Genomic DNA, 13,750 nt, shown 5'->3' on the forward strand with positions numbered 1-13,750 from the left:
CGAGCCGTGGCGTGCCGGTCAACCAGAAACGGGGTAGCGGATGTCCTTGACCATGAGCAGTGCCGACCGGATGGCCTTCCTTGCCGAGGTGCGGGTCGGCCTGATCGCCATCACCAGGCCGGAACGGGCGCCGCTGGCGGTGCCGATCTGGTACGACTACGAGCCTGGCGGGGACGTCCTGGTGATGATGGGGATCGGCTCGCTCAAGGACCGGTTGCTGCGCGAGGCCGGGCGGTTCAGCCTGTGCGTGCAGCAGGGTGAGGTGCCGTACAAGTACGTGACCGCCGAGGGGCCGGTGGTGGCCTTCGAGGAAGGGCCATCCTTCGAGCGGACGGCCGCGATCGCGGCTCGATACCTGCCGAGGGAGCAGGCCGAGCGGTTCGTCTCGCAGATCCCTTCGGAGGGTCAGGTGATCGTCCGGATGCGGCCGGAGAAGTGGCTCAGCACCGACTACTCCGGTGTGGACCTGGGTGGCTAGACATCACAGCTAGGACTCCGCGGCGAGCGCGGTGCCGAAGCCGATCAGCGCGGTACCGGTGACCGCATCGAGGCTGCGCCGCACCCGGGTGCGGCGCAGCCAGGTGCGTACCCGGTGCACGAAGAACATCAACAGCAGCAGCCACAGGCCACCGAGCACGCTCACGGTGTAGGCGAGCAGCAGGGCGTCCAGGGTGCCGGTGCTGACCGGGTCGAGGAACTGGGGGAGCACCGAGAGGTAGAGCGCGAGCACCTTCGGGTTGGTGACATTCGAAAAGAACCCCTCGCGCCAGCGCCGGAATCCGGAGGAGCGCGAGCCCGCCGCGCTTGCCGTTCCGTAGTCGCCGCGCCATGCCGAGCGCAGCGCCTGGACGCCCAGGTAGCAGAGGTAGACCACGCCGGCCCAGCGCAGCGTGGTGAACACCGGCTGGGAGTGCACGATCAGGGTGCCGAGCCCCAGCGCCACGGCGGTGCCCTGCGTCAGGTTGCCCATCGTGATCCCGCAGACCGCGAGCAAGCCGCCACGCGCGCCACCGGCCAGCGCGTTCTTCAGCGTCACCATGGTGTCCGGGCCCGGCGCCAGTACGACCAGTACGACGAAGACCAGATAGCTGCTGTAGGCACCCCATGTCACGGTCTCTCACGCTAGCGGGTGTACCGCCGGTCGGGTGAGCGATCTCCCCGGCCGGGTGTCCGATTCCACTCCGCGCCGGATGTTACTGACGAGTATGATGGGTGGGTCGTCGATCGGGAGGTTGCCGTGCCCTATCCAGCGGACCGTGAACGCGATCGCCCGTGGGTCATGCGTACCTACGCGGGTCACTCCTCGGCGGCAGCCTCCAACGAGCTGTACCGGCGGAACCTCGCCAAGGGCCAGACCGGGCTCTCGGTGGCCTTCGACCTGCCGACCCAGACCGGATACGACCCCGACCACAAGCTGGCCAAGGGGGAGGTCGGCAAGGTGGGCGTGCCGATCTCGCACATCGGCGACATGCGCAGGCTGTTCGACGGCATCCCGCTGGCCGAGGCGAACACCTCGATGACGATCAACGCGCCGGCCATGTGGCTGCTCGCGCTCTACGTGACCGTCGCCAGGGAGCAGGCCGAGGCGGACGGCCGGGACGTGGACGAGGTGCTGGCCGAGCTCACCGGCACCACGCAGAACGACATCATCAAGGAGTACCTCTCCCGCGGGACCTACATCTTCCCGCCGGGGCCCAGCCTGCGGCTGATCTCCGACATGATCGCCTGGACGGTGCACCACGTTCCGAAGTGGAACCCGATCAACATCTGCAGCTACCACCTGCAGGAGGCGGGCGCGACGCCGACACAGGAGGTGGCCTACGCCCTGTGCACCGCGATCGCCGTGCTGGACGCGGTGCGCGACTCCGGGCAGGTCGCCGCCGAGGACATGGCTCGGGTGGTCGCGCGGATCTCCTTCTTCGTCAACGCCGGCGTGCGGTTCGTCGAGGAGATGTGCAAGATGCGCGCCTTCGCGGCGCTGTGGGACGAGATCACCCGCGACCGCTACGGCGTCACCGAGCCGAAGGCGCGGCGGCTGCGCTACGGCGTCCAGGTCAACTCGCTCGGCCTGACCGAGGCACAGCCGGAGAACAACGTGCAGCGGATCGTGCTGGAGATGCTGGCCGTCTCGCTGTCACGGGACGCGCGGGCGCGGGCGATCCAGCTGCCGGCCTGGAACGAGGCACTCGGCCTGCCCCGGCCGTGGGACCAGCAGTGGGCGCTGCGTATGCAGCAGGTGCTCGCCTATGAGACGGACCTGCTGGAGTACGAGGACCTTTTCGCGGGCTCGCGGGTGGTGGAGGCCAAGGTCGCCGAGATCATGGCGGGCGCGCGCGAGGAGATCGACCGGGTGCAGGAGCTCGGGGGCGCGGTGGCCGCGGTGGAGAGTGGCTACATGAAGTCCCAGCTGGTCGCCTCGCTCGCGGAGTACCGGCGCGGGGTCGAGTCGGGCGATCGGGTGCTGGTCGGGGTGAACCGGTTCGACACCACCGAGCCGAGTCCCCTCCAGACGGAGGGCGTGGACGCGATCGAAACCGTCGATCCGGTCGTGGAGAAGCAGGCCGTCGCCGCGGTGGAACGGTGGCGGGAGCAGCGGGACGACGCCGCGGTGGAGCGCTCCCTGGCGGAGCTGCGCGCTGCGGCGGGGACCTCGGCGAACCTCTTCGAGGCCACCCTCGCCTGCGCCGCGGCCGGGGTCACCACGGGGGAGTGGGCCGGTGCCCTGCGCGAGACCTTCGGCGAGTACCGGGCGCCCACCGGAGTGTCGGCCGCCTCGATCTCCGGCGAGGGCGCCGCCGAGGTGGAGCGGGTGCGCGCGCGGGTCGAGGCGACCGGGGCCGAGCTGGGCGAGAAGCTGCGCATGCTGGTCGGCAAGCCGGGGCTGGACGGGCATTCCAACGGCGCCGAGCAGGTGGCCGTGCGGGCACGGGACACCGGGTTCGAGGTGATCTACCAGGGCATCCGGCTGACCCCGGAGCAGATCGTGGCCGCGGCCGTGCAGGAGGGCGTGCACGTGGTGGGGCTTTCGGTGCTGTCCGGCTCGCATCTCGAGGTGGTGCCCGAGGTGGTGGACGGCCTGCACGCGGCCGGTGCCGGTGACATACCGGTGATCGTCGGCGGCATCATTCCGGCCGACGACGCGACGTTGCTCGTGGATCGGGGTATCGCCCGGGTGTTCACCCCCAAGGACTACGAACTCACCGAGATCATGGACGAAATCGTCAATGTGGTACGGGAGTCCCAAGGTCTGCCCGTCGCGTAATTGTAACATTCGATTCGATCATGCTGAACCTGCTGGTCAGCTCCCCGATGCCGACTGTAGGGTCCATAATGGACATTAAAGGCCCTTTTGACCCTTTCAGGTGAACTGCCTAGGGTCGTCGCATCGAGATCCCTCCCAAGCTGCTTACCTGGCTCGGGAGTCGATTGAGCAGGCAGGAGTCAATACGCGTGAGTGATGCAGATGTGTCCCGCCGCCGATTCCTCCGTGGCAGCGCTGGGGGTGCCCTTGCCGTCGCGTTGGGCGGTGGACTCGTAACGAGTGGATGCACCTCGGTCAACATAGCCGCGAGAGGTGACGGCGGGCAGTTGCTCGACCGATTGCGGGACCGCGGGGTGGTCCGCATGGGGTTCGCCAACGAGCGCCCGTTCGGCTACATCAACCACGGGGGCGAGCTGACCGGTCAGGCGCCCTCGGTCGGCAAGGCCGTGTTCCGCAAGCTCGGTATCGACGAATTCGAACCGAAGCTCGCCGACTTCGGCTCCCTGATCCCCGGGCTCAAGGCCGGGCTGTTCGACGTGATCGCCGCGGGCATGTACATCACCCCGCCCCGATGCGCCGAGATCGAGTTCAGCAATCCGGACTACAACGCCCCGGAGGCACTGTTGCTGCCCGCGGGCAATCCGCTCGGGCTGACCGACCTGAGGAGCGTCCGGGACCATCAGAGTGCCCGGATCGGGGTGCTGACCGGTTCGGTGGAGGAGCGTTATGCGCTGGCACTCGGTATTCCGCGCGATCGGGTCGTGGTCTTCCCCGACCAGGCATCCGGGATCGACGGGGTGCTCGCCAACCGGTCCGACTCCCTGATGCTCACCCGCCTCTCGCTGAATGCCGCGCTCGAGGAGCGGCCGGGCGCGGCCCTGGAGATCAGCGAGACGTTCTTCGTGGTGATCGACGGGGTGCAACAGAACGGCGCGGGCGGTTTCGGTTTCCGCAAGGGCGAGACCGATATCGTGGATGCCTTCAACCGGGAGCTGGCCGCGATGAAGGCGCAGGGCGAGGTACTGGAGATCGTCCAGCCGTTCGGCTTCTCCAAGAACGAGATGACCGAGTTGACCGCCCAGGAGCTGTGCGCGGCTCCGGAAGTCGTCTGAGGGGTGAGCTGATGTCATCCGGATTCGTCGGATACCTCTGGGACGGCCTGCTGATCACCCTGCAGCTGACCGTCTACGGTGCCGCGCTCGGGCTGGTCTTCGCGTTCGCCGCGGGCCTGGCCAGGCTGAGCGGGAACAAGGTGCTGCGCGGGATCGCCTTCCTCTACACCGAGATCTTCCGCGGTTTCCCCGCGCTGATCCTGCTGTTCTGGCTGATCTTCGTGATCCCGGCCTTCGGGTTCCAGTTCGACCCGTTGTTCGCGGGCACCCTCGCGCTGGCGTTGAACATCGGCGCCTACGCGGCCGAGGTGGTGCGCGGTGCCGTGCAATCGGTCCCCAAAGGACAGACCGAAGCGGCGATCGCGCTGAACTTCACCCCCGCGCAGCGGATGCGCAAGGTGATCCTGCCGCAGGCCATCGTGGCGATGATCCCGCCGTTCTCGAACAACCTGATCGAGTTGCTGAAGGCCACCGCGCTGGTATCGATCGTCTATCTCTCCGACCTGACTTTCGCCGGCCAGCTCATCCGGGCTTCGACCGGGGAGACCACGACGGTGTTCCTCGGGCTGCTCGTCGGGTACGGGGTGATCGCACTGATCTTCACCGCGCTGATGCGCTGGCTGGAACGGATCGCCGCACGCAAGCTCGGTAGGCAGGTACCGCCGGGAGCCATCGGCCGCATATTCAACCGCCGGTCCGCCGAGCCGCAGGGGGTGTGACGCATGGATTTCCAGTGGAACCTCGTCTGGGACTCGGTTCCCACACTGCTCGACGGCCTGGTGACCGCGTTGATCGCGACCGTGCTGGGTTACGCGGTCGCGCTGGTGCTCGGCCTGGTGTTCGCCCTGCTGCGGCGTAGCGACTCGGCCTGGATCCGGTGGCCGATCGGTGTCCTGATCGAGTTCATCCGGTCCACCCCGCTGCTGGTGCAGCTGTTCTTCCTGTTCTACGTGCTGCCCCTCATCGGCGTCAGCGCTCCCGCCTTGCTGACCGGTGTGGTGGGGCTCGGGCTGCACTACGCGACCTACACCTCCGAGGTCTACCGCTCGGGTATCGACAACGTGCCGGCGGGCCAGTGGGAGGCGTCGACCGCGCTGAACCTTTCCACCCGGCGGACCTGGACGAGCGTGATCCTGCCGCAGGCGATCCCGCGGGTCATCCCGGCGCTCGGCAACTACGTGATCGCGATGTTCAAGGACACCCCGCTGCTGGCCGCCATCACCGTGCTGGAGATGCTCGGGCTGGCGAGGAGCATCGGGGCGGACACCTTCCGCTATGCCGAACCCATCACCGCGGCCGGGTTGCTGTACCTGATCGTGGCCTTGGTGATGGCCTGGGGCGCACGCGTCGTGGAGCGCAAGTTCGGCACGGTGCGCGGCTAGCCTGCGCTTCCCACCAACCCGCATGAGAGGAACTCAGAGATGAGCGAGGCAACCGAGGCATCATCCGGCGCCGCCAAGAACGACCAGTTCATCGTCTTCGACAAGATCCGCAAGCAGTTCGGCAGCAACGTGGTGCTGGACGACCTCTCGTTCTCGGTCGGCTCCGGCGAGCGGGTCACCCTGATCGGGCCCAGTGGTTCCGGCAAGACTACGATCCTGCGGCTGCTGATGACGCTGGAGCGGCCGAACAGCGGCACCATCAACGTGGACGGTGAGTACCTGTTCCACGAGCAGCGCAACGGGAAGCTGGTCCCGGCCGGCGAGGCGCACATCCGCAAGGTCCGGCGCCGGATCACCATGGTGTTCCAGCATTTCAACCTGTTCCCGAACATGCGCGTGCTGCGCAACGTCACCGAGGCGCCGATCCACGTGCTCGGGCAGTCGCGGGAGGAGGCCGAGACCCGCGGCAAGGAGCTGCTGGAGATGGTCGGGCTCGGCGACAAGCTGAACGCCTACCCCTCCCAGCTCTCCGGCGGGCAGCAACAGCGGGTCGGCATCGCCAGGGCGCTGGCCGTGGACCCGGACGTGTTGCTGATGGACGAGGTGACCTCCGCGCTGGACCCGGAGATCGCGGCCGAGGTGCTGGACGTGCTGCGGGACATCGCGCGCAACACCGACGTCAGCATGCTGCTGGTCACGCACGCGATGAAGTTCGCGCGGGACGTGTCGAACCGGGTGCTGATGTTCTGCGACGGGGGCATCATCGAGGACGGGGCACCGGAGCGGATCTTCAACGAGCCGGAGCACGACCGCACCCGCAGCTTCCTGCGTTCGGTCATCGACGAGACGTGATTCGGCGGCGGTGCCGTACTACCGTCGAGGTATGGGCGAGTACGAGCACCTGCTGCTGACACGGGACGGCGACACCGTCACCATCACGATGAACCGGCCGGGGCGGCGTAACTCGCTGTCCGGTGAGCACCTCGGCGAGCTGCTCGCCGCGTTCCGGGAGGTCGCCGAGACCGACGCCACCGGTGTCGTGCTCGCCGGTGCCGGGCCGGTGTTCTCCGCCGGGCACGACTTCGCCGATGTGGCCGCGCGGGACCTGATGGAGGTGCGCGAGCTGCTGCGGCTGTGCACCGAGCTGATGCGGACGGTCCAGTCGGTGCCACAGGTGGTACTGGCGCGGGTGCACGGGCTGGCCACGGCGGCCGGCTGCCAGCTGGTGGCCTCCTGCGATCTCGCGGTGGCCGGCGAGTCGGCCGGCTTCGCGCTGCCCGGGGGTAAGGGCGGCTGGTTCTGCCACACACCGGCCGTGCCGGTGGCCAGGTCGGTCGGGCGGAAGCGGCTGATGGAGCTGGCGCTGACCGGCGACGCGATCGACGCGGTCACCGCGCTGGACTGGGGGCTGGTGAACCGGGTCGTCCCGGACGGCGAGCTCGACCAGGCCGTCGCCGACCTGCTGGCGCGCGCCACCCGGGGCAGCAGGGCAGGCAAGGCGCTCGGCAAGCAGACCCTGTACGCCCAGCTCGACCGCCCCGAGTCGGATGCCTACGACATCGCGCTCGAGGTGATGGCCTCGGCCTCGCAACTCCCCGGCGCACGCGAGGGCATGGCCGCCTTCCTGGAGAAGCGCACTCCCTCCTGGCCGGATTAGCGCTCGTCGTGGTGTAGCAGCAGGAGGAAGTAGGCTGCCATGGACTGGGAGTCGGTGATCTCGCCCTTCCGTGCCATCGCCTCGAACTCGGCGCGTTCGAACCAGGCCATGCGCATGTCCTGTTCCTCGTGCTCCCGCTCCGGCTCGCCTTCCCGCAGGTCGGTCGCCAGGAACGCGTGACCGACCTGGCTGCTGAACCCGGGCGCGACATCCAGCCGGCCGAGATCGATGATGGAACCGGCGCGCAGCCCGGTCTCCTCGCGCAGCTCCCGCGCGGCCAGTTCGGGTGCAGGGACGTCGGCGAGTTCGGGTGCGGTCCCCTGCGGGAACTCCCACCGGCGCTCGCCGAGCGGGTAGCGAAACTGCTCGACCATGCACAGCCGGTCCCCGTCCAGGGGAATGACCAGCGCGTAGGTCGGCTTATCGACAATGGAGTAGATTCCGGAGGAGCCGTCCGGTCGGCGAATGTCGTCCTCGCGCAGTGTCATCCAGTTGTTGCGGTAGACCTCGCGTGAGCCGATGCGTTCGATGCCATGCACGCCGCCAGTATGTCGTTCGTGGAGATCACGGTGGCACGCGCGGGAGGCAAGCACCCGCCGTCCGACCCTTCGCGCCGGCCGGCACGCGCGTCGCCTAGTCTCACGAGCGTGCGTTTAGTAATCGCCCGATGCCAGGTCGACTACGCCGGCAGGCTCACGGCCCATTTGCCGATGGCAACCAGGCTCCTTCTGGTGAAGGCCGACGGCTCGGTGTCGGTGCACTCCGACGACCGGGCCTACAAGCCGCTGAACTGGATGAGCCCACCGTGCTGGCTGATCGAGGACGGCAACCTGTGGATCGTGGAGAACAAGTCCGGCGAGAAACTGGTGATCAGCATCGACGAGGTGCTCGAGGACGTCTCGCACGAGCTGGGTGCCGAGCCCGGCCTGGTCAAGGACGGGGTCGAGGCGCACCTGCAGGAGTTGCTCGCCGAGCACATCCACACCCTCGGCGAGGGATACTCGTTGGTGCGTAGGGAGTACCCGACCGCCATCGGCCCGGTGGACATCATGGCGCGGGATGCCGAGGGTGTCTCGGTCGCCGTGGAGATCAAGCGGCGTGGCGAGATCGACGGGGTGGAGCAGCTGACCCGCTACCTCGAACTGCTCAACCGGGACCCGCTGCTGGCGCCCGTGGAGGGTGTCTTCGCGGCACAGCTGATCAAACCGCAGGCACGCACGCTGGCCGAGGACCGCGGGATCCGCTGCGTCACCCTGGACTACGACGCGCTGCGCGGCATCGAACCGGACGAGTTCCGCCTCTTCTGAGTACACGAACAGCCAACACCTGCACGCGCACGGCCAACGCGTGTGCGTGGGCGGCCAACACGCGTATGTGTATGTGGGGAGCACACACGCCGAGCGGGTGATCTTCGGTCCTCCAGCGGGCACGCCATGTCAAGACCGGACAACATCGGGCCGGGTGCGTTCACGGGCGGTTAATCATGCAGTAGTGTGCGCGGTCAGCTCGATTGTGGTGTTTGTTGTTGGATAATGTGCGACTCGGGAGGTGAGTCGGTTGCACGTGCTGGCTCAGGCTGACCTGCGCCTCGATGCGAACGCGGTCGACTACTTGCTACTGGCGTTCTACTTCGTGTTGGTGCTCGGCATCGGTTACCTGGCCAGACGGCAGGTGTCCACCAGCCTGGACTTCTTCCTCTCCGGCCGGTCCCTGCCGGCCTGGGTCACCGGGTTGGCTTTCATCGCGGCCAACCTCGGGGCCATCGAGGTCATGGGGATGTCCGCGAACGGTGCGCAGTACGGCATGCCGACCGCGCACTACTTCTGGATCGGCGCCGTGCCCGCGATGCTGTTCCTCGGCATCGTGATGATGCCGTTCTACTACGGCTCCAAGGTGCGCAGCGTTCCCGAGTTCATGCTGCGCCGGTTCGGCAAGCCTGCCCACCTCGTCAACGGCATCAGCTTCGCCTCGGCCCAGATCCTGATCGCGGGCGCGAACCTGTTCCTGCTGGCCAGTGTGGTGAACCTGTTGCTGGGCTGGCCGATCTGGGTGTCGGTGATCCTGGCCGCGGTGATCGTGCTCGCCTACACCGCGCTCGGCGGGTTGTCCGCGGCGATCTACAACGAGGTGCTGCAGTTCTTCGTGATCGTGGCCGCGCTGCTGCCGCTCACCATCGTCGGCCTGTACAAGGTCGGCGGCTGGGAAGGACTTGTGGACAAGGTGACCGCGGGCCCCGGCGGTGCCGAACAGCTCAGCTCCTGGACCGGCAACCAGCTCACCGGGTTCGGCAGCAACTTCCTCTCCGTGCTCGGCCTGGTCTTCGGCCTCGGGTTCGTGCTGTCCTTCGGCTACTGGACCACCAACTTCGTCGAGGTGCAGCGCGCCATGGCCTCCAAGAGCATGTCGGCGGCGCGGCGCACCCCGATCATCGGCGCTTTCCCGAAGATGCTGATGCCGTTCATCGTGATCATCCCCGGCATGATCGCCGGTGTCACGGTCACCGAGCTGATGGGCGAGAACAAGGAGGCCCTGCTGGCCGGGGACGCGGCGGGCAGCGGCGCGGACTTCAACGACGCCCTGCTGCTGCTCATGCGGGACCTGCTGCCCAACGGCATGCTCGGCATCGCGCTCGCCGGCCTGCTCGCCTCCTTCATGGCCGGGATGGCGGCCAACCTCAGCTCGTTCAACACGGTGTTCACCTACGACATCTGGCAGGCCTACCTGAAGAAGGGCCGGCCGGACGGCTACTACCTGCGGATCGGGCGGGTCGTCACGGCCTGCGCGACCGTGCTGGCGATCGGGACCGCGTTCATCGCGTCCACCTACGCCAACCTGATGGACTACCTGCAGCAGCTGTTCTCGTTCTTCAACGCGCCGCTGTTCGCCACCTTCATCCTCGGTATGTTCTGGAAGCGGATGACGCCGACCGCCGGCTGGCTCGGCCTGGTCACCGGCACCGCCTCGGCGATCTCCGTGTTCATCCTCGCCGAGACCGGGGTCTGGGACCTGCCGGGCCAGGGAGCGGCCTTCGTCGGTGCCGGGGCGGCCTTCGTGGTGGACATCGTGGTCAGCGTCGTGGTCTCGTACCTGACCGCGCCGAAGCCGGTGGCCCAGCTTGCCGGCCTGGTCTACTCGGAGACGCCGAAGGCCACCAGGACACACTCGACCACCGGTGACGACGCGGGCTGGTACCGCAACCCCGGCCTGCTCGCGGGCATCGTGCTGGTCATCACCATCGTGCTGAACATCATCTTCTAGGGAGGGTGCGTCATGGCGAACGAACCCAAGGCCCGCCGTGCCGGTGCCTTCGACGTTCGGATGGTCATCGCCCTGCTGATGGGCGTCTACGGAGCGGTGCTCACCGTGATGGGGCTCGGCGTCACCACCGAGGAGGAGATCGCCAAGTCCGCGGGCGTGAACATCAACCTCTGGGCCGGCATCGGCATGCTGCTCTTCGCGGCCTCGTTCGTGCTCTGGGTGAGGCTGCGCCCGCTGGTCGTCCCCGAGTCCACCGAGGACACCGAGGACACCGAGTCTGCCGAGTCCACCGGGGATGCCGAAAGGGACACCTCGCGCGGGAGCGAATGAACAGGTTGCGCGTACGCGACCGGACCGGTGCCGCTACCGTGCGGGGCGTGTTTTCTCGCGTTTCCACCCGGTCCGGTCGCGGCCTGCTGCCACTCGGGGCCGTGCTCGCGGTACTGCTGGTCGGCTGCGGGCCGGACCTGGGCAAGGTCAATTTCCAGCGCACCACGGTGCCCGCGGAAGCGGGTGGTGGGCAGGGCCAGGTGCCGACCGGGCCGATCGACGATCCGGCGGTCACCGTGGCGGCCCTGCGCACCGTGGACCCGTGCGGCCTGCTGACCGCGGAGCTGCTCGGCAAACTCGGCACCGTCGGCCAGGCGAACGCCTCGGGCTGGGACCAGTGCAGCACCAGTATCCAGGACACCGGCGGTAAGACCGTCCGATTGTCCCTGCGGTTCGGCGACGCGCTCAGCGACACCCGCAGCGCCAACGGCAATGTCGAGGGCCTGCCGCAGGTCGAGAACAAACTGGACGACACCAGTTGCTTCGTCAGCGCCCAGACCTCCAAGGAGGACGGGCTGGCCATTACCGTGCAGGTCGACTACGCGGGTGGCGATCCGTGCGCGCCCGGCCGTACCGCGTTGCGGAACGTGGTCAAGGCCGTACACGAGGATCCGCCCCGGTTCGCCGAGGCCGAGGGATCACTGGTCGGGGTCGATCCCTGTGCCGGCGTCGAGGACGCCACGATCGCCGAGGTCGTACCGGGCGAGGTGCAGAAGCGCAACGTCAACCTGCACACCTGTGGCTGGTCCGCGTCCGGCCCCGAGGTGATGCTGGAGTTCCGGCTCGCCTACCCGCCGGACGACGGCACGGAGGTCGACCTCGGCGGTGGGGTGACCGGGTACCAGGACACGGTGGGTGCCGGTGCCCAGTGCGCCGTCACCTGGGTGCACCGATCGGTGGAGAACGACCGGGCCGAGCTGGTCGAGCTGGAGTACCGCAACTACGCGGCGGAGGACGTGGAAGCCGAGAACTCCTGCGGTAAGGCGGTGGAGACGGCCAAGAAGGTCGTCGGCGGCCTGCCCGGTGCCTGAGCACCTTTCTTCCCGCCCGCGCGTGGCGCGAGCGGGCCGTGGACGGTAGGAAGAGTCCGTCAGCTACCCGCGCTGGAGGGCCGAATGAAGAAGATCATCAACGATCCGGCGGCGGTGGTCGCCGAATCGCTCGCCGGTCTCGCCGTTGCCCACGCCGACCTGTTACGGGTACAGCAGGATCCGGCTGTCGTGGTGCGGGCGGATGCCCCGGTGAACGGGCGGGTGGCGGTGGTGTCCGGTGGCGGCTCCGGGCACGAGCCCCTGCACGGCGGGTTCGTGGGGCCGGGCATGCTGCATGCCGCCGTACCCGGCCCGGTGTTCACCTCGCCGACTCCGGACGCCGTGCAGGCCGCGATCTCCGCGACCACCGGCGCCGCCGGTGCCCTGCTCCTGGTGAAGAACTACACCGGGGACGTGCTCAACTTCGAGACCGCGGCCGAGCTCGCCGCGGCCGAGGACCTCGACGTGCGCAGCGTGGTGATCGACGACGACGTCGCGGTGGCGGACTCCACCTTCACCGCGGGCAGGCGGGGAGTCGGCGGCACCGTGCTACTGGAGAAGATCGTCGGCGCCGCGGCCGAGCGGGGTGACTCGCTCGATACGGTGGAGGCACTGGCGCGCAGGGTGGTCGGTCAGGCGCGCTCGATCGGGGTCGCACTCACCGCGCCGGTGGTGCCGCACGTCGGCACGCCCAGTTTCGAGCTCGGGGAGAACGAGATCGAGTTCGGGATCGGGATCCACGGCGAACCCGGCCGGGAACGCATCCAGGCCGAGCCCGCGGACGCACTGGTGGACCGGATGCTGCGCGCGGTGCTGGAGGACCTGCCGTTCCAGCGCGGCGACGAGGTGTTGCTGTTCACCAACTCGATGGGCGGCACCCCGCCGATGGAGCTGTACCTCGCGCACGGCATTGCCGAGCGGCTGCTCGGGGAACAGGGGATCGTGGTGCGGCGCAGGCTGATCGGTCCCTACATCACCAGCCTCGAGATGCAGGGGATCAGCCTTACCCTGCTGAAGCTGGACGACGAGCTGACCGAGCTGTGGGACGCGCCGGTGCGCACGGCGGCCCTGCGCTGGGGGGTTTGACGATGGGGTGCACCGCAAGCGATGTGGCCAGGGCACTACGCGCCGTCTCCGAAGTGGTCGCCGAGCATCGGGACGAACTGGTCGAACTGGACCGGGTGATCGGGGACGCCGACCACGGAGAGAACCTGCAACGCGGGTTCTCCGCGGTGGTGTCCACCCTGGACACGGCGGTTCCGGAGACGCCGGGCGCCGTGTTGAAGGTCGCCGCGACCACCCTCATCTCCAAGGTCGGCGGCGCCGCGGGGCCGTTGTACGGCACGGGCTTCCTGCGCGCCGCGACGACGCTCGCCGATCGGTCCGAACTGGACCCCGCGGGGGTGGCGGGCGCCCTGCGCGCCGGCCTCGAAGGGGTGCGGGCACGCGGCAAGGCCGAGCAGGGCGACGCCACCATGGTGGACGCGCTCATCCCGGCGGTGGAGGCCGCCGAGCGGGCGGCCGAAGCGGGTGACGGGATCGCCGAGGTGCTGTCCGCGGCCGCGGACGCCGCGGACAAGGGTGCCGAATCCACGGTGCCGCTGGTGGCGCGCAAGGGCCGTGCCTCCTACCTGGGAGAGCGCAGCGTGGGCCACCTCGACCCCGGCGCCCGGTCCACCGCGCTGCTGCTGCGGGCACTGGCGGGGGCCGCCCGATGA

Annotated in this window: 15 protein-coding genes; 13 read left to right on the plus strand and 2 right to left on the minus strand. The window is 68.5% G+C overall.

Going from position 1 to position 13,750, the window contains the following annotated elements:
* The first annotated feature begins 40 nt into the window (after positions 1-40).
* Entirely contained in the window at positions 41-478 is a 438-nt protein-coding gene (locus FB471_RS27260; protein ID WP_142001165.1) for a pyridoxamine 5'-phosphate oxidase family protein, read from the plus strand.
* Positions 479-487: 9 nt separating this feature from the next.
* Here the strand turns inward: FB471_RS27260 and FB471_RS27265 are convergent, their stop codons facing one another.
* Positions 488-1,111, minus strand: coding sequence for a LysE family translocator (locus tag FB471_RS27265; protein WP_142001166.1), 624 nt, complete (start codon positions 1,109-1,111; stop codon positions 488-490).
* A gap of 126 nt (positions 1,112-1,237) precedes the next feature.
* On the opposite strand from FB471_RS27265, the gene FB471_RS27270 reads away from it, so the two are divergent.
* From FB471_RS27270 to FB471_RS27295, 6 genes are all read left to right on the plus strand, one after another.
* Complete coding sequence (locus FB471_RS27270; RefSeq protein ID WP_142001167.1) at positions 1,238-3,262, plus strand: protein meaA; 2,025 nt, start codon at positions 1,238-1,240, stop codon at positions 3,260-3,262.
* Positions 3,263-3,465: 203 nt separating this feature from the next.
* On the plus strand, positions 3,466-4,374 hold the full coding sequence (gene ehuB, locus FB471_RS27275) for an ectoine/hydroxyectoine ABC transporter substrate-binding protein EhuB (protein ID WP_281287444.1): 909 nt from the start codon (positions 3,466-3,468) through the stop codon (positions 4,372-4,374).
* A gap of 11 nt (positions 4,375-4,385) precedes the next feature.
* Positions 4,386-5,093 carry an ectoine/hydroxyectoine ABC transporter permease subunit EhuC gene (gene ehuC, locus FB471_RS27280; RefSeq protein WP_142001169.1) on the plus strand — a complete coding sequence of 236 codons (708 nt, stop codon included), beginning with the start codon at positions 4,386-4,388 and terminating at the stop codon, positions 5,091-5,093.
* A gap of 3 nt (positions 5,094-5,096) precedes the next feature.
* The gene (gene ehuD, locus FB471_RS27285; protein ID WP_142001170.1) at positions 5,097-5,756 is read left to right on the plus strand and encodes an ectoine/hydroxyectoine ABC transporter permease subunit EhuD; all 660 of its coding nucleotides are present in this window, start codon (positions 5,097-5,099) and stop codon (positions 5,754-5,756) included.
* Between the two features lie 39 nt (positions 5,757-5,795).
* A complete protein-coding gene (ehuA, locus tag FB471_RS27290) occupies positions 5,796-6,608 on the plus strand; it encodes an ectoine/hydroxyectoine ABC transporter ATP-binding protein EhuA (protein WP_142001171.1) in 813 nt (270 codons plus the stop codon).
* Between the two features lie 31 nt (positions 6,609-6,639).
* On the plus strand, positions 6,640-7,413 hold the full coding sequence (locus FB471_RS27295) for an enoyl-CoA hydratase-related protein (protein ID WP_142001172.1): 774 nt from the start codon (positions 6,640-6,642) through the stop codon (positions 7,411-7,413).
* On the opposite strand, the gene FB471_RS27300 is transcribed toward FB471_RS27295, so the two are convergent.
* Positions 7,410-7,952, minus strand: coding sequence for an NUDIX domain-containing protein (locus tag FB471_RS27300; protein WP_142001173.1), 543 nt, complete (start codon positions 7,950-7,952; stop codon positions 7,410-7,412). The two genes, FB471_RS27295 and FB471_RS27300, sit on opposite strands and share 4 nt — an antisense overlap.
* Positions 7,953-8,060: 108 nt before the next feature.
* Here FB471_RS27300 and nucS point away from each other — a divergent pair, with 108 nt between their 5' ends.
* The 6 genes from nucS (at position 8,061) to dhaL (ending at position 13,750) form a co-directional block, all read left to right on the plus strand.
* Positions 8,061-8,720, plus strand: coding sequence for an endonuclease NucS (gene nucS / locus FB471_RS27305; RefSeq protein WP_142001174.1), 660 nt, complete (start codon positions 8,061-8,063; stop codon positions 8,718-8,720).
* Between the two features lie 250 nt (positions 8,721-8,970).
* Positions 8,971-10,671, plus strand: a complete 1,701-nt coding sequence (locus FB471_RS27310; protein WP_142001175.1) for a sodium:solute symporter family protein — start codon at positions 8,971-8,973, stop codon at positions 10,669-10,671.
* Between the two features lie 12 nt (positions 10,672-10,683).
* Positions 10,684-11,001, plus strand: a complete 318-nt coding sequence (locus tag FB471_RS27315) for a hypothetical protein (protein ID WP_142001176.1) — start codon at positions 10,684-10,686, stop codon at positions 10,999-11,001.
* A gap of 47 nt (positions 11,002-11,048) precedes the next feature.
* Positions 11,049-12,032, plus strand: coding sequence for a DUF3558 domain-containing protein (locus FB471_RS27320; RefSeq protein ID WP_170220950.1), 984 nt, complete (start codon positions 11,049-11,051; stop codon positions 12,030-12,032).
* Positions 12,033-12,116: 84 nt separating this feature from the next.
* Positions 12,117-13,118: a dihydroxyacetone kinase subunit DhaK gene (gene dhaK, locus FB471_RS27325; protein WP_142001178.1), complete on the plus strand. Its 1,002-nt coding sequence runs from the start codon at positions 12,117-12,119 to the stop codon at positions 13,116-13,118.
* A 2-nt stretch (positions 13,119-13,120) separates the two neighbouring features.
* Entirely contained in the window at positions 13,121-13,750 is a 630-nt protein-coding gene (dhaL, locus tag FB471_RS27330; protein ID WP_142001179.1) for a dihydroxyacetone kinase subunit DhaL, read from the plus strand.

It is taken from the genome of Amycolatopsis cihanbeyliensis, from assembly GCF_006715045.1.
Taxonomy (GTDB): domain Bacteria; phylum Actinomycetota; class Actinomycetes; order Mycobacteriales; family Pseudonocardiaceae; genus Amycolatopsis; species Amycolatopsis cihanbeyliensis.

What these genes read in the sequence shown, in the direction of transcription:
- FB471_RS27260 (WP_142001165.1), top strand. Translation starts at nt 41, where the DNA reads ATGTCCTTGACCATGAGCAGTGCCGACCGGATGGCCTTCCTTGCCGAG.
- ehuC (WP_142001169.1), top strand. Translation starts at nt 4,386, where the DNA reads ATGTCATCCGGATTCGTCGGATACCTCTGGGACGGCCTGCTGATCACC.
- ehuD (WP_142001170.1), top strand. Translation starts at nt 5,097, where the DNA reads ATGGATTTCCAGTGGAACCTCGTCTGGGACTCGGTTCCCACACTGCTC.
- ehuA (WP_142001171.1), top strand. Translation starts at nt 5,796, where the DNA reads ATGAGCGAGGCAACCGAGGCATCATCCGGCGCCGCCAAGAACGACCAG.
- FB471_RS27295 (WP_142001172.1), top strand. Translation starts at nt 6,640, where the DNA reads ATGGGCGAGTACGAGCACCTGCTGCTGACACGGGACGGCGACACCGTC.
- FB471_RS27315 (WP_142001176.1), top strand. Translation starts at nt 10,684, where the DNA reads ATGGCGAACGAACCCAAGGCCCGCCGTGCCGGTGCCTTCGACGTTCGG.
- dhaK (WP_142001178.1), top strand. Translation starts at nt 12,117, where the DNA reads ATGAAGAAGATCATCAACGATCCGGCGGCGGTGGTCGCCGAATCGCTC.
- dhaL (WP_142001179.1), top strand. Translation starts at nt 13,121, where the DNA reads ATGGGGTGCACCGCAAGCGATGTGGCCAGGGCACTACGCGCCGTCTCC.